The 21,312-nt window shown below is 71.5% G+C and carries 13 protein-coding genes; 4 read left to right on the top strand and 9 right to left on the bottom strand.

Annotated elements, in window-relative coordinates:
* Position 1: 1 nt before the first annotated feature.
* The 9 genes from I6J71_RS46595 to I6J71_RS46555 form a co-directional block, all read right to left on the bottom strand.
* Positions 2–3,304: a hypothetical protein gene (locus I6J71_RS46595; protein WP_204092699.1), complete on the bottom strand. Its 3,303-nt coding sequence runs from the start codon at positions 3,302–3,304 to the stop codon at positions 2–4.
* Between the two features lie 63 nt (positions 3,305–3,367).
* On the bottom strand, positions 3,368–3,634 hold the full coding sequence (locus I6J71_RS46590; RefSeq protein WP_239154306.1) for a type VII secretion protein EccB: 267 nt from the start codon (positions 3,632–3,634) through the stop codon (positions 3,368–3,370).
* An 18-nt stretch (positions 3,635–3,652) separates the two neighbouring features.
* Complete coding sequence (gene eccD / locus I6J71_RS46585) at positions 3,653–5,029, bottom strand: type VII secretion integral membrane protein EccD (protein WP_239155605.1); 1,377 nt, start codon at positions 5,027–5,029, stop codon at positions 3,653–3,655.
* 55 nt (positions 5,030–5,084) lie between these two features.
* Positions 5,085–9,089: a type VII secretion protein EccCa gene (gene eccCa / locus I6J71_RS46580; protein WP_204092696.1), complete on the bottom strand. Its 4,005-nt coding sequence runs from the start codon at positions 9,087–9,089 to the stop codon at positions 5,085–5,087.
* Between the two features lie 28 nt (positions 9,090–9,117).
* Positions 9,118–11,520 carry a hypothetical protein gene (locus I6J71_RS46575; protein WP_204092695.1) on the bottom strand — a complete coding sequence of 801 codons (2,403 nt, stop codon included), beginning with the start codon at positions 11,518–11,520 and terminating at the stop codon, positions 9,118–9,120.
* Complete coding sequence (locus tag I6J71_RS50225) at positions 11,454–12,503, bottom strand: hypothetical protein (RefSeq protein ID WP_204092694.1); 1,050 nt, start codon at positions 12,501–12,503, stop codon at positions 11,454–11,456. The genes I6J71_RS46575 and I6J71_RS50225 overlap by 67 nt, the downstream gene beginning before the upstream one ends.
* Before the next feature lie 48 nt (positions 12,504–12,551).
* Complete coding sequence (locus tag I6J71_RS46565; protein WP_239154305.1) at positions 12,552–13,127, bottom strand: hypothetical protein; 576 nt, start codon at positions 13,125–13,127, stop codon at positions 12,552–12,554.
* 93 nt (positions 13,128–13,220) lie between these two features.
* Positions 13,221–13,520, bottom strand: coding sequence for a WXG100 family type VII secretion target (locus I6J71_RS46560; RefSeq protein WP_204092693.1), 300 nt, complete (start codon positions 13,518–13,520; stop codon positions 13,221–13,223).
* 43 nt (positions 13,521–13,563) lie between these two features.
* The gene (locus tag I6J71_RS46555) at positions 13,564–13,899 is read right to left on the bottom strand and encodes a WXG100 family type VII secretion target (protein ID WP_204092692.1); all 336 of its coding nucleotides are present in this window, start codon (positions 13,897–13,899) and stop codon (positions 13,564–13,566) included.
* A gap of 381 nt (positions 13,900–14,280) precedes the next feature.
* On the opposite strand from I6J71_RS46555, the gene I6J71_RS46550 reads away from it, so the two are divergent.
* The 4 genes from I6J71_RS46550 to I6J71_RS51600 all read left to right on the top strand — a co-directional run bounded on the left by I6J71_RS46550 (position 14,281) and on the right by I6J71_RS51600 (position 21,261).
* On the top strand, positions 14,281–15,114 hold the full coding sequence (locus I6J71_RS46550; RefSeq protein ID WP_204092691.1) for an alpha/beta fold hydrolase: 834 nt from the start codon (positions 14,281–14,283) through the stop codon (positions 15,112–15,114).
* 375 nt (positions 15,115–15,489) lie between these two features.
* Entirely contained in the window at positions 15,490–16,056 is a 567-nt protein-coding gene (gene idi / locus I6J71_RS46545) for an isopentenyl-diphosphate Delta-isomerase (RefSeq protein ID WP_204092690.1), read from the top strand.
* A 126-nt stretch (positions 16,057–16,182) separates the two neighbouring features.
* On the top strand, positions 16,183–16,860 hold the full coding sequence (locus I6J71_RS46540; RefSeq protein ID WP_370542263.1) for a GGDEF domain-containing protein: 678 nt from the start codon (positions 16,183–16,185) through the stop codon (positions 16,858–16,860).
* A 2,952-nt stretch (positions 16,861–19,812) separates the two neighbouring features.
* Positions 19,813–21,261, top strand: a complete 1,449-nt coding sequence (locus tag I6J71_RS51600) for an LCP family protein (RefSeq protein ID WP_204097609.1) — start codon at positions 19,813–19,815, stop codon at positions 21,259–21,261.
* The last annotated feature ends 51 nt before the right edge of the window (positions 21,262–21,312 follow it).

Below are 21,312 nucleotides of genomic sequence, written 5' to 3'. Positions count from 1 at the left end.
CTCAGACCAGTCCCGGGAGCGCCCCGAACCGCGGCGCGGCCACCTCGTCGATCGGCGCCCGGCCGTCGGCCTCGGCCCACACCTCGAGCTCCCGGCGCAGCGACACCAGCCCCAGTTCGTCGAGCGAGATCCGGTCGGACGCGACCTTGCCCGTCTCGTCCACCTCGCTCGACGTCAGTTCCCGCAGCAGCACCAGCCCGCGCGCGCCCTCGGCGGGTTCGCGCAGCTCCAGCACCTTGAAACTCGTGCCGGGCACGAACAGCGCACGGTTCTCCACCCCGCCCTGGGCGGGTTCCAGCAGCTTCGTGCGCCGCGCCGTGATCGACCAGACCAGCACGTCGGTGTCACCCTCCAGAGTGGATGTCGGTCGCGTGAGCGTGTTGAGGAAACCCCACTCGGTCACGACCTTCTTCGACCGGTACAGCTCCCACTCGCCGTGGGCCAGGTTCGCCGCGAACGTCGCCGGCCCCCGGTGCGACGGCAGCCGGCTCAGGCCCGCCACCACGCAGCGCGCGATCGGCACGTGCGGGCCGTTGGCGCCGGTGCGCAGGCCGCCGTCGATGGCCGCGCCCTGCACCGACAGGTACAGCTGCACGGCCACCGCGTCGGTCAGCACCTCGGCCGTCGAGGTCGACAGCGCGCCCTGGAAGCCGGGGTGCTCGGACAGGATCCGCGCGGCAGCGTTGGACATCAGGCCGTATTCGGAGCCGAGGGACTTGCGCAGCCACTCGCGTTCCTTCTCGACGCCGCGCTTCGGGAGCAGGGCCGTCGCTTCGGGACCGGGGGTGGGCTGGAGGCGCGCTTCGCCCTTCCCGACCGGCAGCGGCTCCGCGGTCGGCTCGGTGAACTCCGGTTGCGCTGGCTTTTCGGGCGCCGTGGGAGCATCCGGGCCCGCCACGCTCGGCGCATCCACAGTGGACGCGACCGGCGATACTCCGGCCGGCGGCGTCGCGGCGGGCGGCATGCCCACAGGGGCCGGCGGGGTCACGGGCCCACCACCGGGCAGCGGCGGCATCCCGGCCGGCGGCGCGGCGGGCGGGATCGGCGCGGCGGAACGACCGAACCCGGCCGACGGAACAGCAGGCGGCACCGAAGCACCCGGATCGGCGAATCCGCCCGGCGCTGCGGGTTCGGCCCCGCCGAATCCGACCGACGGCGTGGTCGCGATGTTCTGCTGCGGGGACTTCTCCGCCGCGGGACCTTCCACACCAGACGGAGGCATGCCCGGCGGAACCGGCGCGACCGGACCGACGAACCCCCCGGCTCCAGCGCCGCCGAACCCGACCGAACGCGTGGCCGGACCGTTCTGCAGCGGGGACTTCTCCGCCACGGGGGCATCCACACCAGCCGGAGGCAAACCCGGTGGATCCGGCGCAACCGGACCGACGAACCCCCCGGCTCCAGCGCCGCCGAACCCGACCGAACGCGTGGCCGGACCGTTCTGCAGCGGGGACTTCTCCGCCACGGGACCTTCCACACCAGCCGGAGGCAAACCCGGTGGAACCGGCGCGGCCGGACCGGCGAAGCCGGCCGAAACCGGCCCGACGCCGAGGCCGCGGTGGCCGACCGCAGCACCCGGCTGCTCGCGGTCAACGGCACTTGGGCCGTTCTGCTGCTGAGGCTTCTCCTCCTCCGAGCCCGCGAGCGCCTCCGGCGTCTCGGGCTCCACGTCGACCGGTGCCTGAGGCGCCTCCGGACCCGCCGCGTTCACCGGCCCGGCGTGGCGGCCGCCGGGGGTGCCAGGCGCCCCCGCGAGGTCCGCGGAGGGCGGGACCAGCGGCGGCCGCGCCGACGTGATCGTGATCGGCGCGTTGACGGTGGCGAGCGCCTTCGGCAGGCCGAGGCCCGGGTCGAGGCGCTGCGTGATCGTGGGCTCGGAGCGCAACATGGCCGGCTCCGGCGTGGCCTCGACCTCGAGCTCTGTGGCCGGCCGGTAGCCACGCGGGACGACGACCTCCGTCGGAAGCGGGGCGGCCACTGCGAGGGCCGGGTCGCCCTGGCCGATCTCGGCGAGGGCCTTGCTGGAGACCTGGCTGCGCGAGCGTTCGGCGAGCAGCGCGGTCGCCGGCAGGACCCGGCTCATGCGGCGCGTGTGCTCGTCGAGCCGGCCCAGCAGGTCTTCGGCCAGCGTCCGCATGCGGACGACGGACTCTTCACCCTCGGCGTCGAACGTGAGGTTGTTGATGGAATTGTCCAGCGTCGTCGCGCGCACGGCGGGAAGGACGCGGCCCTCGTGCGGCGAACGCACCAGCAGGCCCGACTGCACGACCTCGATCACGGCGTCCGGCGAGTACCAGTAGACGGCGGGCGCGATCTCCTTGAGCCCGTGGATCGGCGCCCGGTGGCTGATCAGCCGCGGCAGCGGGGCGGGTGCGCCCTGTGCCACGCGCGGCTGGTAGCCGATCTCGCGAGCGAAGGTGGTCCAGCCGAGGCGGCCGTCGAAGAGCACGGTGCGCACGTCGAGCAGCTGGGCCGAGCCGACGGGCAGGCCGTTGTAGAACGCGACCTCCTTGCCCAGCAGGTCGGCCAGTGCCTGGCCCAGCGTCGTCCCGGCGGGCACGGACATGGGGCCGTACTGGACGAAGCGGGCGTTCGCGCGGACGTTCTCGGGCAGGCGCACCCACAGGCGGGCCGCGTCGTCGAGCGTCAGGGGCGGGCAGCCGGGGCAGCCGAGCACGATGGTCATCGTGTCGTGCTGCGCGGGCAGGCCCTTGACCAGCGCGCCGCGGTGCGCGCGCTGCTGCTGGTCGAAGCCGACCGGACGCACCCACAGCCCGCCGGGTAGCGGTTCGGCGACACCGCGCGAGCTGGTGGACGTGAGTTCCGCCGTGAGGCCGGAATCCCACGCCGGGCGCGGGAAGCGCTTGGCCTCCCACTTGGGCGGGCGGCCCGGCTGGAACTTCACCCAGCCGCTGCCGCGTCCGGAGTGGACGAACAGGGCGCCGCCGGCGCTCGGGATCACGGAACCGTCGGGCGCGACGACCGTGCGGTTGATGCGCTCCGACAGCCATTGCCCGGCGAGCGCCGACGTCTCGCGCGAACGCCCGCCGATCACGAGCCGCACGCCGCGGCGGCGGCGCGGCAGGACCTTCGCCACCGACTCCCACAGCGCGATCGGCGAGTCGACCGGCAGGTCGACGACCACCAGGTCGTGCTCGGTGTCGGCCGCCACGCCGAGCGCCAGCGCCTGGGCCTCGTCGGTCATCCCGGACGCGGGGTGGACGACGAGCGCGTTCCCGACGGTCTGCTTGTCGAGGGTGGTGCCTGAAGCACCGGTCCCGCGACGCACGAGCGAGAGGTCCATGTTCACCTTCGTCCTTCCTGGCGGCCCGCGCCGGCCCTGACGGTCATGTCCACTGTGGTCGGTTCAGGTCACCTGGCGCACGGTGTGCTGGGGCCCACCGGGCACCCCTGCCGGCGCGGACGGCGCACCGCCGCCGGTGTGGTGGGCGATCAGGCCGTAGACGAAGAACCCGACCGCGATCAGCAGTGCCAGCACGACCCCGACCAGCAGGCCCGTCCAGGCCCGCTTCGCCGGGACGTCGAGATGACTCGCGTCACCGAGCACGAGCGCCGACGTCATCCGTCCGATGAGGAATGAGTACGCCTCGACGTGGTCTTTCTGCGTCTGCACCACTTCAGCTCACCCCGTTCACGCCGTGAGCCCGACGGCCCAGCCGTAGACCCCGTAGAGCTGCAACAGGATCGGGATCACCGCCACCGCGCTCAACGTCTCGGTCCAGTTGGCGAGGTGGCCCCAGATCGGCAGCAGGCGGCGCGGCGGCGGCCGCAGCATCGCCAGCACCAGCAGGAAGAACACCAGGATCAGCCCGGCGGCCGCGCTCCCGCGCCAGCTGGGCTCGAGCGGTGCGATCAGCGACAATGCGAGCAGCACCAGTCCGATCGAACCGGCAGCCGCCAGCGGCACCCGCTGCCACGCGCCGAGCAGCGCGCGCGAGCGCATCAACACGGCCGCGGACACCAGGAACGCCAGCAGCTTCGGGAACAGGTCCTGCTCGGCCAGGAACGCGAACGCGCAGGTGAACACCACCGCCGACGCGATCGAGAAGATCGTGAGGTACCCGTCGGCGTAGCCGGTCTGCTTCACCATCTGCTCGGCGGGCGCGGGCTCGATGTCGTACTGCAGCTCGGCGGCCGTGCGCGGCAGCTGCGGCCCGCGGATGCGCGCGAACCGGATGCCGACGCGCGGCGCGAACACCATGAATCCGATGAGGACGGTCGAGGTGAGCCCGGCCGTCTGCACCGTGGTGAACCCGGCGCCGAGGTGCAGCCACATCGCGATCGCACCGGCGACGCCGATGGCCACGACCGTGCCGAACGGCACGAACGGCAGGCCGGGGGACCAGGCGGCGCGCCCGCCGATCAGCAGGCCGCCCGCGAGGGCGAAGGTCAGCGAGCCGACGAGGACCGGCGCGCCCTGCAAGTCGAACGCCGCGTCGAGCCCCGCCACGCCGATGGCTCCGGCGACGCCCGTGAAACCGCAGCCGCCGAGCCCGAGCAGCAGGAGCAGCGCCTGGTCGTCCGATCGGACGCCGCACGCCACCGCGGCCACGAGCAGCCCGAGCGCGACGACCGCTGACCCGATCGACGAAAGACCAGGCGAGCCGGGCATGAGCAGCACCCACGCCAGCACGAGCTGCGCGAAGATCGCGAAGCCGAGAAACAGCCAGCGGTTGAACTCGGGCTTCCACCGGCCCGGCTGCCGGCTCACGGCCGTGGCCATGCCGTCGGCGATGTCGTCGAAGTCCAGCTCCGGCAACGGATCCTGGCGGGGTCGCAGGTGGAACTCCTCGCCCTCCTTCCAGTCCAGCGACTCCGGCGTGCCCGCCGCGTCGAGCGGCGCTTCGCCGAGGCGCTGCAGCACCCACGTGTCGGCGAGGTCCTCGCGGCCGCCGGTGTGGCGCAGCAGCACCGGGAGCAGGCTCGTGAGCGGCACCGACAGCGGCACGGCCAGATCGGCGCGGCCCTGCGGCCCGTACACCGTGATGCGGCAGAGCTCGCCCTGCATGGTCGTCAACGGCCGCTCCTTCCAGCAGCGTCGGTAAACGTCTCGATAACTGTCCTCACCGGAGCCCGCCCACCAGTTGCTGTTGCTCGGCTTCCGCGCCCTGCGGCACGTAACCGGTCTGCATGAGCTTCACGCCGCGGCGGGTGACCAGCTGCGCCCGGCCGGCGGGCAGGGTGCGCGGCGCGGCCTCGCCCAGGAACTTGCCCTCCTCCTTGGGGTAGGAGAAGACGACGCCCGGACTGCCGAGCTCCCACAGGCGGCGGATGACCGGGTCGGCCATCGCCCGCATCGCACCGGAGGTGCTGCGCGCCACGACGAGGTGGAAGCTGATGTAGGACCCCTGGGCCAGCAGCGACAGCAGCGGGTCGAGCGGCGAGCCGAGGCCGGTGGTGAGCAGCTGGTAGTCGTCGACCACGAAGAACAGCCGCGGGCCGGTCCACCAGTCGCGGCGCTTGAGCCGCTCGGCGGTGATGGACTGGTCGGGCACCCGCGGGGTCATCGACACGCTCGCCTGGTTCGCCAGCTGCTGCAACGCTTCCGTGGTGGTGGCGTAGCCGACGCGGTAGGCCTCCGGGACCTCCGTGTCGAGGGTTCGGCTGGGGTCGGCGAGCACGATCTTCGCCTCGCTCGGCTGGTAGCGCGCCACCACCGAGCGCAGGATCAGCCGCAGCAGGTTGGTCTTGCCCGTTTCGGTGTCGCCGAACGCCAGCAGGTGCGGGGTGGCCTCGAAGTTGTGCCACACCGGCAGCAGCCGCTGCTCGTCCTGGCCGAGCGCGATCCGCAGGTCGCCATCGGGCCGGGGCAGCTCGCCGATCGGCAGCGTGTTCGGCAGCATCCGCACCGCCGGCGCCTTGCGGCCCGGCCAGAACGTGTGCACCTCTTCGGCCACCGCCTTGGTCGCGGCGGCGAGGTCGTCGGTCGCGGCGCTGCCGTCCATGCGCGGCAGCGACGCCAGGAAGTGCAGCCCGTCGGGTGTGAGGCCGCGCCCCGGCTGGTTCGGCACGGTCTTCGCCTTGCGCGAGCCGATCTCCGACTCCATCGGGTCACCGAGCCGAAGCTCGAACCGCGTCTGCAGCAGGTCGCGCAGGTACGGGCGGATCTCCGACCAGCGCGTGGACGCGATCACCACGTGGATGCCGAACGACAGGCCGCGCGAGGCCAGCTCGCCGATCTTCTGCTCCAGCTCGCCGTAGTCGTTCTTGAGGCTGTACCAACCGTCGATCACGAGGAACACGTCGCCGAACCGGTCGTCGACCTGGCCGCGGCGGCGCAGCTGCCGGTAGGCCTCCATCGACTCGACCCCACGATCGGCGAACAGGTTCTCTCGGTACTCCATGACCTGCGAGATCTCCTCGATGGTCCGCACGACGCGGTCGCGTTCGAGGCGCGTGGCCACGGACCCGACGTGCGGCAGGCCGCTGATCGACATGATGCCCCCACCGCCGAAGTCCAGTCCGTAGAACTGGACCTCCTCGGGGGTGTGCGTCATCGCCAGCGCCAGCACGAGCGTGCGCACCACGGTCGACTTGCCGGTCTTCGGGCCGCCGACCACGCCGACGTGCCCGGCCGCGCCGGACAGATCTGCCAGCAGCAGCTCGCGCACCTGCTCGAACGGCCGGTCGATCATGCCCATCGGCACGCGCAGGCGGCCCCAGTGGGCCGGGTCCTGCACCGACATGCCGCGGACCGGGTCGGGCAGCACGCTGGGCAGCAGCGAATCGAGGCTCGGCGACTCCGCCAGCGGCGGCAGCCACACCTGGCGCGCGGCCGGGCCCGCACCGGTGAGGCGCTCGACGAACACGTCCGCCAGCGTCGGGCCGTTCGGTGCCGCCGCCTCGAGAAGCTCCACATCGGACTTCTTCTTCTCGCCCGCGTCCGGCTCGTCGTCGCGGACGATGAGCCGGCTGGGCCGGGACTGGGTGAAGAAGGGCACCACCTCGCGGCTCACACGCGCGGCGTCCGCGTGCGCCTCACCGCCGCCCGCCGGCACCGGGCCGGAGACGTACGCGGCTTTGAACCGCACCAGGTTCGTCGTGTCGATCTTCAGGTAGCCGTTGCCCGGCTCCGAGGGCAGCTCGTAGGCACTGCCGACACCGATCACGCTGCGCGACTCCATCGAGGAGAACGTGCGCAGCGCGATCCGGTACGACAGGTGGCCCTCCACGCGGTGGATGCGGCCCCCGTCCAGGCGCTGCGACGCCAGCAGCAGGTGCACACCGAGGCTTCGGCCCAGCCGGCCGACGGACACGAACAACTCCATGAACTCCGGCTTCGCGCTCAGCAACTCGGAGAACTCGTCCACTACGAGGAACAGCGTCGGCATCGGCGCCAGCTGCTCGCCGGCCGCGCGCGCCTTCTCGTACTCATACAGCGACGGGTAACCGCTGGCGCGCAACTGTTCCTGACGGCGCACCAGCTCACCGTTGAGGGAATCCTGCATGCGGTCGACCAGGGGCAGCTCGTCGGCGAGGTTGGTGATCATCGCCGACGTGTGGGGCAGGCGATCCATGCCGAGGAACGTCGCGCCACCCTTGAAGTCCACGAGCACGAAGTTGAGGATCTCCGACGAGTGCGTGGCCGCGAGCCCGAGCACGAGCGTGCGCAGCAGCTCGGACTTGCCCGAACCCGTCGCGCCGATCAGCATGCCGTGCGGGCCCATACCGCCCTGCGCCGACTCCTTCAGGTCCAGCTCGACGATCTCGCCCTCTTCGGTCACGCCGATCGGCACGGACATCCGCGCGCGCTGCACGGCGCGGGGCCGCCACTGCGCCGGGATGTCGAACGAGTGCACGTCCTTGATGTTGAGCAGCGCCGTGAGACCGAAGTCGCTCTCCAGCGGCTGTTCCGCGATCTCCAGCGTGCCGCTCGTGCGCTTCGGCGCGAGCAGCCGCGCGAGGCCTTCGGCCTGCGTCACCGACAGCTCGTCGCGCAGCGCCGAACCCATTCCGGTGCCGGCGGGAAACTCGACCAGATCGTCCTTCGTGGACAACCGAAGCACCTTCGGGCCACCGGGCAGCGCGCCCGTGATGTCGAGGAGCACCACGTTGCGCAGGCCCGCCCCGACGAGCCGCGAAGACTCCGGGATCGGCGCCAGGTGCGCGACGATCACCACGAGCGGTTCGGTCGTGGTCGGGCCCACCGACTTGTCGTGGTCGTCGCGGTCGGCGACGTCCGGGCCGAGGATGTCCATCAGCTCGTCGTGGTCGGTCGCCAGCAGCCGCAGCGGGCCGGCCGCGTCGCGCAGGGTCGGGTGGTTGTTGTGCGGCAGCCACTTCACCCAGTCCCACTGCGACTGCGCGGACTCGGTCGTGAGCACGGCGACCCGCAGCTCGTCGGGGGAGTGGAACGTGATCAGCTGTGCGAGCATCGCCCGCACCAGGCCGGCCGCCCCCTCGGGGTCGCCGTCGAACTCGACGCTGGTGAAGCTGCGCAGCCCCACCGCGGTCGGGATGCCCGACAGCGTCCGGTACGTCTCGGTGAAGCGCCGCAACGAGATCGCCGACAGCGGGTCGAGGTCCTCGATCGGCTTCGTCACCGGCGGCACGAGCTCGAGCGCCGACTGCTGCGAGCCCAGCCCGATGCGCACGCGGCCGAAGTCGTCGTGGCTCACGCGCCGCTCCCACAGGCGCGGCCCCATCGCCAGCGACCACAGCGAATCCGGCGACGGGTTGTTCCACGCCACCGCCCGCCGCTGCTGCTCCGCCGTCGACCGCGCCCGCTCCCGCACCTGCGCGATGTAGCGCAGGTAGTCGCGGCGCTCGGCCTTCATCTTGCGCTTGCGCTCACCCGCCGAACGCGTCAGCTGTCCGAGGCTCATGGCCATCATGGACACACCCATGCCGCCACCGAGCACGTACGTCATGGGCGAGCTGCCGCCGACGCCCGAGAAGGCCAGGATCATCACCATCGACCCGATGCCCATCGGCAGCATCATCAGCAGCGAGTTGAAGTCCCGGGCCGCCGGCTCGGCGAGCACCGGCGGTTCCTGCAGGCCCTCCTGCCCCTCAGGCAGCTCCGGACCCGCGACCCGCGGACCGCGCTTGACCGTTTCCGTACTCACCGGTGCACCTCCTTCCCCGCTCGCCCCGTCACTCGAGCACCCCCGTGGGCTTGCTCGCCGGACGGCCCCACGCGGATTCGTCCTGGCTCAGCAGGTCCGCCATCGTGCGCTCGGCTTCCTCGTCCTCTTCGCCGGCACCGGCTTCGGCAGCGTCCTCTTCGGACTCTTCGGCCACGGTGGCGGGACCCGGTGCGCAGGTGGGCAGCTCGTCGCCGAAGAACGGCACGCCGTCGCCACCCTTCACGCGCTGGTAGGTCCCGAGCTGTTGCGCGTCTTCCTCCGCACCGGCCGGGCGCCACGGCTTGTCCGAGCGTTCGACCACGTCGGTCACGAAGTCGTCTTCGCGCTCCTCCTGCTGCGCGAACAGCGACGAGGGCAACAGGCCCGGCAGGAACTCGGCCGTGCCGGTGTCCCAAGCCGAGGTGTCCTCGACCTCCGCGGCCTGCACCACGGCGACGCGCACCTCGTCGTCCGGCTCGCCGCCGCCGAGGCCGTCCTGGGTCACGTCCTTGTCCTGCTCGGTGTGCGGGGCCGGAGCCTGCGCGGGGGTGCCGCCCTGCGGCCCGGGTGAGCTGGAGACGCCCCAGCCCGCCTGCACGGGCGGCACCACGACCGGGACTGCGCTCGTCGCCCAGCCGGAAACCGGCGCCGGGTTGTCACCGGCGGGCGCCACCGGGTCGGGCACGGTTTCGGCGGGCTGCTCGGACCACGACGCCGCGGGCGCAACCGGGGTGTCGGTGACCACGGCCGGTTCGCTCGCCGGCGCCTGATCACCAGTCCACGGCTGCGCGCTGCCGTCGAGGAGGTTCGCGGAGCCCGGCCGGCCGGCGGGCGGCGCCGGGGCCACCGGGCCGGCACCGTTCTGCGGCGACGCGACCACCTGAGGGGCCGGGGCGTCGACGGCGCCGGGCGCGGTCGACGTGTCCACAGCGGACAGTGGCGGTGGCGCCCAGTCGGTCGACCTCGACGGCGGGGTGTCCCCTGCCGAGTTCGGGTCGCCGACACCGGCGGACGGGCTGGCGTGCCACGCGTTGTTCACCCCACCGAGCAAGCCCGACGAATCGGGCCGGTCGGCGGCCGCTGCGTTCGCGGCGCCCATCCCGCCCGGAGGCATCATCGGCATGCCCGGTGTCGCGCCGCCGGTCATCACCGGCGGGCTCACGGTGTTCGGGTCCGCCAGCGCGTCCGGCAGGTCCGGCGGCGGCACGAGGTTGCTCGAATCCAGACCCTTCACATCGCCGGCGTCACCGGCGTCACCGAAGTAGTCACCCGCACCGGGCGGAGGCGCCCACGGCGCCGACTTCAGCGGCGGGGTGTCCCCGAACGCGTTCGGGTCGCCGATGCCCTTCGGGACGTCCGCGAGCCACGGCTCGTCCACGCCACCGAGCAGACCAGCTGAGTCCGGCCGGTCGTTGCCCTGGCCGGCGCCCAGGCCACCCAGGCCGCTGCCCATGCCGCCCGGCGGCGTCATCGGCGTGCCCGCCGGTCCGCCACCGGCCGTCGCCGGCCCGTGGTTCGCGTTGGCGGTGGGATCGGTCAGCGCGTCCGGCAGGTCGGGCGGCGGCACGAGGGCGCCCGAGTCGAGCCCCTTGATCGAGCCGGGACCGTCACCGCCGGCGCCACCGAGCCCGGTGTCGCCGAGACCGCCGCCACCCGTGCCGCCCGGGCCACCACCGGCGTCGGTGGGCGGCGGCGCCCACGAAGCATGGCTCAGCGGCGGCGTCTGGCCGAGTGAGTTCGGGTCGCCGAGGCCCTTCGGGATGTCCGAGAGCCACGGCTTGTCCACGCCACCGAGCAGACCCGACGAGTCGGGCCGGTCCGTGCCCTGGTTGCCCAGGCCACCGCTGCCACTCAGCCCACCGGGCGGCACCATCGGCGGCGGGGTGATCCCGCCGCCCTTGGCGTCGCCGCCCGTGTTCTGCAGGGCCGGCGGCAGGTCGGCCGGGTTCAGCGCGTTGTTGGTCAGGTTGTTGCCTCCGAGCCCGGTGCTGCCGGGCGGCGGCGAGATCGCGGGCGGCTTGATGTTCCCGAGCCCGCCACCGGCGCCGTCGCCACCGGACCCGCCGGTGTCACCCAGGCCGGGACCACCGCCGCCCTTGACGTCACCGGGCGGCGGCGTGAGGGCAGGCGGTTTGATGGTGCCGAGGTTGCCACCGGTGTCGCCGGGCGGCGGCGTCAACGCCGGCGGTTTGATGGCGCCGGTGCCGCCGCCCTTCGGGTCATTGGTGCTGCCTCCACTCGAGCCGGGCGGCGGCGGCAGGTTGGGCGAGCTCAACGGCGGCGGGGTGAGGTTCTGCCCGCCCGGGCCGTTGCCGCCCGTGGCGCCGTTGTCCCCGCCCGGGGGCGGTGGCAAGTTCGGGGAGTTCAGGTTGTCGAGGCCCGCGCCACCGGGGCCGTTGCCGCCGGCCGAATCGAGGTTCGGATCGGACACGGCGAGGTTCTTGAACGGCGGCGGGGTGCCTCCACCGCCGGAACCACCCGAGTCGCCGGGCGGCGGCGGGATGTTCGGGGGCGGGACGTTGCCGGCGCCACCACCGCCGCCGGTCCCGCCGGGGGGCGGGGGATGTTGGGCGGCGGAACGTTGCCGCCGGCACCACCACCGTCGCCACCGCCGCTGCCGCCTGGAGGTGGCGGGATGTTCGGCGGCGGAACGTTGCCGTCGCCGCCTCCACCGTCCCCACCGGGCGGCGGCGGGATCTTGCTCGGGTCGGGCGTCGGCGGCTGGCCCGGCGGCGGCGGGGCGTAGCTCGCGGTAGCGAACGTGTTGTACTTGCCCGCCAACGTGTTGCCGACCTCGCGCATGTCGTTGGTCATCATCTCGACGGCGTCGGGGAAGTCCGCGATGTGCGCGCGCCCGTCGTCGAGCGTGTGGCCGCGGGCGTTGACCTGCGCGGCGTAGTAGCTGTCGATGTAGCGCAAGGTGTTCTGCGCCCACTGGAGATACGCGGCCGAGTTGACCAGCTGCGTCGGGATGTCGCGCGCGCCGCCTCCGCCGTCGCTGATCATGTGCACGAGGGCGTCGAACTTCGCGGCCAGGTTGTCGGTCATGACCTTGAAGTTGTCGGCCGCGGTACCCTTCCACGGCCCGTCGTCACCGACGAGGGCGGCGGACTGGTCCTTGATGGCCTGGGAGATGGCGGCGAGGTTCAGCTGCGTGGTCTGGAAAACACCGGCCGCCGCCTGCAGCGACTGCCAGTTGACGTTGCCGTAGGCCCGGTCCAGGTTGTCCTGGCCGCCGGTCATGGCACCACCGCCGAGGATGGCGGCCTCGATCTGCTTCCACGTCAGCCCGTCGAAGTCCTTGCCGGGGTCGCCGGTCGTGTTCGCCGACGGACCGCTGCCGGAGTCCGGCCAGATGCCGTTGTCGTCTTCCTGGAACCCGTGGCTGTTGTTCGGGTTGGTCGAATCGCCCATCTTCCCTCGTCCGCCTAGAACCTGGGACCGCCGCCCCCGTGGGCCCGGTCAGCTCTTCGAATTGCCCGCGTTGTTGATCTCGTTGTCCACGGTGCCGAAGTACGTCTTGTACTTGTCGGCTTCCATGTTGTTGAACTCGTCCCGGTCCTCGTAGTCCTTCGCGGCCTTGTTGGCGGCTTCGGCGGCGTCGTGCATCGCCGGGATGAGGTCCTGGATGGCGCTGCGCACCTTGTCGCGCACACCACCCGAACCGACGATCGGGTTGATGATCTTGTTCTGAGCGGTGGCGAAGATGCCCGGCTTCACCGTGATGCCGTCGAGCTGGTTGGGCAGGTCCTTGATCGGGCCGTCGGCGAGGGTCTGCATGTTCTTCGCCCACACCTTCATCGCCTCGGTGTTGACCGTGGTCACGCCCTTGCCAGGGTGGTCCGAACCACCGGGCACGGGGGGCGGAGTCGTGACGGTGCCCTGCGGGATCCACTGGTCGTGCCCGTCGGGCGGTGTCTGGTCACCCGGGCTCTTGAACGCGCCGCTCGTCGTCGCCGGGCCGTGGTCCCCCGTGCCGTTCGGCAAGGAGTCGGTCACCGTCTTCGCGGATTCGAAGACGACGGGGTCGAATGCCATGTGCTCACTGTCCTTTCAGGTCTGCGGACCCGGTGGGGACACCCGGGGCGCGGCGAACGGTCCACCGTGCCCCGGGAGCCCGCGACACCGGCGTCACTGCACGGCGAAGCGCTGTGCGTTGCCCTGCTCGGTGGTGTGGGTGCCGTCGTTGATGTTCTGCAGCGTCGCGGCGGCGTGGTCGAGCGCCTGCGGCAGCGACAGCGCCAGCTGGTGGCAGTAGGTGTAGGCGGCCTGGAACTCGTCGGCCGCGACACCGGTCCAGCTCTCCCGCTGGGAGTCGATGGTCTTCTTCATCTGCTCGAGCAGCTCGGTGATCTGCTGCGACTGCTGCTTCGCGGACGCCGTGGTGGTGCCCATCTCGGTGAAGTTGATCGTGAACTGGCCGAGAGCCATGAGGATTTTTCCTTTCCTGCGGGCGAAAGATTGAGGGGGAAGATCACATACCGGGCAAGCCGCCGCCGATGGCGCCCGCCGCCGCGTTGACCGTGGCCGTGTTGTCCGAGTCGCGGTGGTCGTACTCGTTCGCCGAGGTGTTGACGTTCCCGGCCAGCTCCGTGAGCTTGTCGACGATCTTCTTCACCGTGCCGTGGAACTCCTGCATGGCACCGGCGAACTTGACCTGGCTGTCGGCGCTCCACGTGCCGAAAAGGCTTTCCATGGTGGAGTTGACCTGACCGTCGACGCCCGTGATGCCGTCGCCGGTGCTGGTGATGGTCTGGGCGCCGGAGCGCATCACGGTTGTGTCGACATGGGCACCGTCACGCGAAGCCATGCTCTTCTCCTCTGGTTGGTTGTGTTTCGATTTGTCGACATGTAGTCGAGGCTGCGTTTCGTCCACCCGGACTCGTCCGCGAGGACAGAACATCGCGAATGCCGTGACGCCGCTTCACACTTCCGAGCTCGAGAAGGCTGATTCGGAGCCGGCGAGGTAACGGTAAGTGAGCCTTCGACCGCGCGCGCCGCATTGTTCCCTTATGGACACGAGGTCGCGGACGCCGGGGCAATCGGACAAGCGACCGGACAAACGCGACGTCGCGGAGCAAGACGGGCCTTCGGCCGGCCGGATCGGCCCGCCCGTTGCCTCTTTTTCCACGAGGTCTGCATGGGAGGCCATCGCCGGGAACTGTCGGTGGGCCCCCGTAGAGTGCCAGCCGTGATCGAGCAGCTGAGCATCCCGACCGAAGCAGGCACCTTCGACGCGATCGCCTCCGGGCCGGAGGACGGCCGCCCCGTGCTGCTGCTCCACGGCTTCCCCGAGGCCGCCGTGGAGTGGGAACACCAGGTGGCGACCCTCGGCGTGCTCGGTTATCGCGCGGTGGCGCCCGACCAACGCGGGTACTCGCCGGACGTTCGACCGGAACAACCGGCGGAGTACGGTATTTCTACCCTGGTGGACGACGCCGTGGCAATGGCAGACGCGTTGGGGTGGCAGAAGTTCGACCTCGTCGGGCACGACTGGGGCGGAGCCGTCGCGTGGTGGACCGCGGACGCCCACCCGGACCGGCTGCGCAGCCTCTCCGTGGTGTCGACCCCGCACCCCGCCGCGCTCTCGGCGGCGCTGAAGACCGACGAGGACCAGCACCTGCGGTCGGCGTACATGACGGAGTGGCGGTCGACTCCGGCCACCGAGCGGAAGATGCTCGCCGAAGGTGCCCGCGCGCTGCGCGACATCTTCGACCGCCGCATCCCGCCGAGCCGGATCGACGAATACGTGCAGCGTCTGACGGAACCGGGTGCCCTCACCGCCGCGCTGAACTGGTACCGCGCCGGCCGTCCGGGCGGGCAGATCGGCAAGATCAGCGTGCCGACGCTGTACGTCTGGTCCACCGAGGACGTCGCCTTCGGCTCCACCGCGGCGCTCGACACCGGCAACTGGGTGAGCGGGCCGTACCGGTTCGAGATGCTCGAAGACGTGTCGCACTGGGTGGCCGAAGAAGCCCCCGAGGCCCTCACCGCTCTGCTCGTGGCTCACCTCGGCAGCCGCTGACGGAGGCGCTTTCGGTGGCACGAGGGGTTCTGGCGAGGTCTGTCTATTTCGGACCGGTGAACGGGATCGTTCACCGGGGGTTGGCCGAGGCGGGCGTTGCCGATCACGGACGGTGCCGCCGGGGTGTGCGGTCGTCCGGTTCGGTTCAGTAGCCGGTTCACCGAGCCGGTCATGCTCGGCTTCCAGCCGCGGGTCCGTGACGGACCGTGCCACCAGGTTCGCTGTCTACTGTGGACAGATCAGTTCACCTGAGGGGGGAAGCGCTGCGCGCCGGCCGTCACGGACCGTATCGTTCCACCACCCGGAACGGGAGGAACGGCCGAGCCACCCGCCTCGCGGTACCCCTTCCGGGGCCCGCTGGTGTTCAGTGGTGGCGTGGACACCATCACCGAACCCGAGTCCGAGCGCGTCGTCTTCGTCACCGAGGACGGCGTGCCGACGGGCGAGACCGGACCGAAACTCGCGAGCCACCACGCGGACACGAGGCTGCACCTCGCGTTCTCGTGCTACGTGCTGCGCCGATCGGACCAGGCGCTGCTGATCACGCAACGCGCACTGGACAAGAAGGTGTGGCCGGGCGTCTGGACCAACAGCGTGTGCGGGCACCCCGCACCGGACGAGTCCCTGCCCGACGCCGTACGCCGGCGCGCACGGTACGAGATCGGGCTGCCGGAGCTCGATGACCTGGAGTGCGTACTGCCGAAGTACCGGTACCGGACGCCGCCGTTCAACGGGATCGTGGAGAACGAGTTCTGCCCGGTGTTCGTCGCGTGGGTCGAGGAAGACCCCGCGCCGAACCCCGAAGAGGTCGGCGGTTGGCGGTGGCTCTCGTGGCCCGGCTACGCACAGTTGCTGGCCGACGATGAGGCGGACGTGAGTTACTGGGCCAAGGACCAGTTCGAGCAGCTCAAGGACAAAAAGCCGTTTTCCGCCTTGGGGTAGTGGGACTTCGGTGCGTGACAACGCCACGGGCACGTCGTCCACTTGAGCGATATTCGCTTTCGCGCGTACCGATGACTCAAGACGCCGCTCCTTTACGACGACAACCAAGAGGTGGCGGAGGTGGGTGTGGCGGCCGAGGACGAGTTCACGGCGAGCATCTCCGCTGCCTCGGGACCGGATCTGCTGAGCCTCCACGAGGCCATCGCGCACATGTTCGCCGAACAGGGTGACTGGCGCCGCGCGTACGAGCACCTGCGGTCGGCCCTCGACATCGCGCGGGCCGGCAGCCTGCGGGACCCGCTCACCTCCAGTTACAACCGCCGCTACCTCGACCAGCGGCTGCCCGGGCTGCCGGCCGGGGGCGGCCTCGCCGTCGCGCTCATCGACCTCGACCGCTTCAAGCACGTGAACGACACGTACGGTCACCTGCTCGGCGACCGCGTGCTGTGCCGCGTCGCCGATCTCCTGCAGGAAGAGCTGCCGCCGGACGGGTTCTGCGCGCGCTACGGCGGCGAGGAGTTCGCGCTGGTGCTGCCGGGCGTCGACTCGACGAAGGCGGTGCGGATCGTTGACGCTGCGCGTACGCGCGTCGCTCGTCACCCCTGGTCGGAACTGCAGCCCGGACTGAGGGTCACCATCAGCGCCGGGCTCGCGCACGCCTGCGACAGCCCGGCGGGCCGCGTTTCCGCCCAGCGGCAACTGCTGCGCGCCGACAACTTGCTGTACGCGGCGAAGCGCGCGGGACGCAACAAAGTCGCCTATCACGACCGCGAAACGACGCGCGTCATTACCCACTCTGAGTAACACATAGGCCGTCACTCTTCTCATTGCCGAACCCGAGCTTCACCTGTTCGTCCTCTTCAGGCCCTTTCAGGTCGACTCAAGGTGAAGAAATTCGCGGGAGGGTGTCGTCACGAACGGCGGGTATCCGTACGATAACGAAATCGTCCCGGGGAACGACGTGCCCTGGGAGAGCCGGAGCGAAAGGCGCCGCCCGCCGGTTCACACGTTGGCTGAAGTGCGAAGGGAGACCGAGTGCCCGACGAGCGTTACACCCCCGGCACCGGTCGCCACTCCGACAGCGGTACCCCGCGCCGCCGACGCTCCCTCGACACCCAGGGCGGCATCAGCGTCTCCGACGTCGTCGCCCGCCACACCGGCGAACGCCCCGTCTTCGGCACCGAGGACTCCGACCCGGGCTCACGGCGCGCCGAACCGGGCTCCCACCTGTCAGCGGACAACGGGTCCCGTCGTGCTGCCGCACCCGGCTCGCGTCGTGCCAACAGCGACGCACCCGACTTCGGAGCGAGCTCCCACCTCTCGACCGACAACGGATACCGCCACGCCCCCGCGCCGGGCTCGCGCCGCGCCAAGGGCGACGCACCCGACTTCGACACCGAACCAAGCACCCACCTCTCGACCGACAACGGATCCCGCCACGCTCCGGCACCCGGCTCCCGTCGAGCCAACAGCGACGCACCCGACTTCGGAGCGAGCTCCCACCTCTCGACCGACAACGGATACCGCCACGCCCCCGCGCCGGGCTCGCGCCGCGCCAAGGGCGACGCACCCGACTTCGACACCGAACCAAGCACCCACCTCTCGACCGACAACGGATCCCGCCACGCTCCGGCACCCGGCTCCCGTCGCGCCGACGGCCCCGCTGCGCGCGGGTCCCGTCGGGCCGCTGGGGACGGGGCCGATTTCGAGTCGGGTGGGGGCCGCCGGGCGGCTTCCGAGGCGGCCGACTCCGGATCACGGCGCGGGGGATCCGGTCCCTCGATCCCCGGTGGCTTGTCGCCGCAGGTGCAGCGGCAGCTCGACCAGCAACCGCCGCCGCGCAACCGCCGCGCCCGCCCCGACGACGATGACCCGCCCGCCGCACCTCCGGCGGGCGGCCCCTTGCCACGCGCCTCTCACGCGGCCGACGCGCCGCCCGAGCCACCACGGCCCCGCGGCCCCCGCCGCGCGGCTCCGGAGCCGCCGCCGCAGCGTGACCCGTCGTCACAGCCGCTTCGCACAGGCCGCCGCCGGGCCCCCGACGAAAGCCCGGACTTCTCCGACCTCCCGGCCACCGACACCGGCCGCCACGGCACCCCCGACCCGGCCCCGGCTCCGGCCGAACCGGCGCCGAACGGCCGCCGCCGCGCCACGGGGCCACACAACGTGCCGGCCGACGAGCCGCAGAACGGCGGGGCCGGCCCCCAGCCCCGCAACGGCAACGGCCCACGCCCGAACGGTCACCGCCCGGCCCCCGGCCCGCACGGAGGCCCCCCGCCCGGCGCGATCAACGACCGCCTGAGCGACGACCCCGCTGACCACCCGAGCAACGGCGGCCCGACCGGCATGCCTGGCCCCGACGACATCGCCGGACCGAATGGCAACCCCGGCCCCAATGGCGTGCCGAGGCGCAACGGCATGCCCGCACCTCAGGACGGTGCCGGCCCGAACGGCAACTCCGGCTCAAACGGCAGGCCGGACCCCAACGGCATGCCGAGCCGCAACGGCATGCCCGGCCCCGACGACATCGCCGGGCCCAACGGCAAGGTCGGCCCGGATGGCAAGCCGGGTCTCACAACCGGCCGCAACGGCCTGCCACCACGCAACGGCATACCCGGACCCGACGACATCGCCGGGCCGAATGGCAAGGTCGGCCCGGATGGCAAGCCGGGTCTCACAACCGGCCGCAACGGCCTGCCACCACGCAACGGCATACCCGGACCCGACGACATCGCCGGGCCGAATGGCAAGGTCGGCCCGGATGGCAAGCCGGGTCTCACAACCGGCCGCAACGGCCTGCCACCACGCAACGGCATACCCGGACCCGACATCGCCGGACCGGACGGCAACTTGGGCTTGAACGGCAAGCGCAGCCCCAAAACCGGCCCCAACGGCCTGCCAGCGCGCAACGGCATGCCCGGACCCGAGGGCATCGCCGGGCCGAATGGCAACTCCGGCCCGAATGGCACCCCAGGGCCCAACGGCATGCCGTCGCATAGTGGCATGCCCGACGCCGAAGGCGTTGCCGGCCGCCGTGGCAACCCCGGTCCCAATGGCAAGCGCGGCCCGACGACCGGGCTGAATGGCGTGCCGGGGCTGGACGCGCTTGCCGGGCCGAATGGCAAGCCGGGGCTGAGCGGCAAGACCGGGTCCCACGGCGTGCCACCGCGCAACGGCATGTCGTTGCCCGAGGACGATGCTGGGCCGGATGGCGAGGCTGGGCCCGCCGGCAAAGCCGGCGGCCAGACTGGGGTGAACAGCCTGCCCGGTACCAACGGCGCGCCAGGGCCGAACCACACCGCGGGCCCGAACGGCAAGCCGGGCCCCAAGACGGGGCCGAACGGCGTGCCGGGGCCCGACGCCCTTGCCGGGCCGAATGGCAAGCCAGGGCGGAACGGCAAGACCGGGCCCAACGCTGTGCCGGCGCCCAATAGCCCGGCCGGCCCGAACGGCAACCAGACCTTGAACGGCAAGCCCGGGCCGAACCGCACCCAAACCTCGAACGCCGAGCCCGAGCCAGGGGCGAACGGCAACCAAGCTTCGAACGGCATGCTTGGGCCGAATGGCAAGTCGATCGGCAGTGTGCTGGCAGCGGAGGGCGCCGAAGCGGGTGAAGAGGGTGGCGAGCGCACGCAGCTCACCCCACCCCTGAACGGCACCAACGCCACCACCGGCACCACCAGCGGAAAGAACGGCACCGGCACCAACGGCAACCGCCCCCCGAGGCAGCGGCGGACGCCCGTGCGGCCCGCCGGGGTGCCCGCGCGGTCGGAGCTCGATCCGTTGACCATGACGGACGAGATGGAGGCCATCGACGAGGCCACCCAGTACCGTCGGAAGATCGACCACTCCCTGGCCCGCTTCTCGGCCGCCCACGACGAGATGCTGGCGGAGGAGGACAAGCGCCGCGAGCGGATGGCGCGGCTGACCGCGCGTCCTGCCGCCCTGTTCGAGCAGACGCGCACCGCGTTGCAGCGCGTCGTGGCGCCTACGGGGATTCAGCGCGCCATCAAGGCCGAAGAACTCGAAGAAGAGGAAACCTCCGAAGAAAGCGCGCCGCAGACCCGCCTGCAGGAGAAGAAGCAGCGCCACAACGAGCGCGCCATGCGCATCGGCCGCATCACGATCATCGTGCTGGCGATCCTCGTGTTCATCGGCACAGGCGTCGCGTGGGGCGCGGTGAACTGGTTCGACGCGAAGTTCACGCAGGTGTCCGCGCTGGACGAGAACTCGGCCGACATCCAGAACGCCGAGGCGCAGGCCAACGACGAGAATTTCCTCATGGTCGGCTCCGACAGCCGCGACGGCGCGACGGCCGAGGAAGGCGTCGGCACCGCGGACAGCAACCCCGGCGCGCGGTCGGACACCGTGATGGTCGCGCACGTGCCGGCCGACCGGAAACGCGTGGTCGTCGTCTCGTTCCCGCGCGACCTGGAGATCGACCGGCCCGACTGCAACCGCTGGGACCCCGCGAAGTCCGTCACGACCGACGAGGTCGTGTCCGGCGAGAAGATCGCGAAGCTCAACACCGCGTACGCCGTGGGCGGCCCGCAGTGCGTGACGAAGGTGATCCAGAAGATCACCGGCCTGCGGATCAACCACTTCGTCGGCATCGACTTCAACGGCTTCAAGGACATGGTCGACGCGGTGCACGGCGTGACCATCAGCAACGAGCAGCCGATCGACGACGAGGTGCTGGGCAAGGTCCTGCTGCAGACCGGAAACGTCACGATCTCCGGCGACCAGGCCCTCAACTACGTCCGCGCCCGCCACGTGAAGGGCGACCCGACGTCGGACTACGGGCGGATCAAGCGCCAGCAGTCGTTCATCGGCGCGCTGCTCAAGAAGGTCATGTCGTCCGACGTGGTGCTCGACCCGGCGAAGCTGTCGGATTTCATCACGGCGTTCGCCAAGGCCACGTTCGGCGACAACCTGGGCGTGCAGCAGATGATGACGCTCGCCCAGTCGATGCGCGGGGTCGACCCGTCCAAGATCAACTTCATGACCGTCCCCACCACCGGCACGGCGAACAAACGCGGCAACGAGGTCCTCGTCGAGTCGAAGACCGACTCGCTCTTCGACGCCCTGCGCGACAACACCCCGCTGCCCGGCGAGAAGGCCGTGGGCCCGTCGACCACCGCCGCCGATGCCGGCAACACGACCAAAACCGGCTCCGGCCGAGCCGGGACCAGCACCTCGGGCTGAGCTGCGGGATTCGTTAGACCGGGTTCACGCACGGTTCACCCGGCAATGCGG

Origin of the sequence: Amycolatopsis sp. FDAARGOS 1241 (assembly GCF_016889705.1) — a bacterium.
In the GTDB taxonomy this organism is placed as follows: domain Bacteria; phylum Actinomycetota; class Actinomycetes; order Mycobacteriales; family Pseudonocardiaceae; genus Amycolatopsis.
This window is presented reverse-complemented; position numbering and strand designations above follow the sequence as displayed.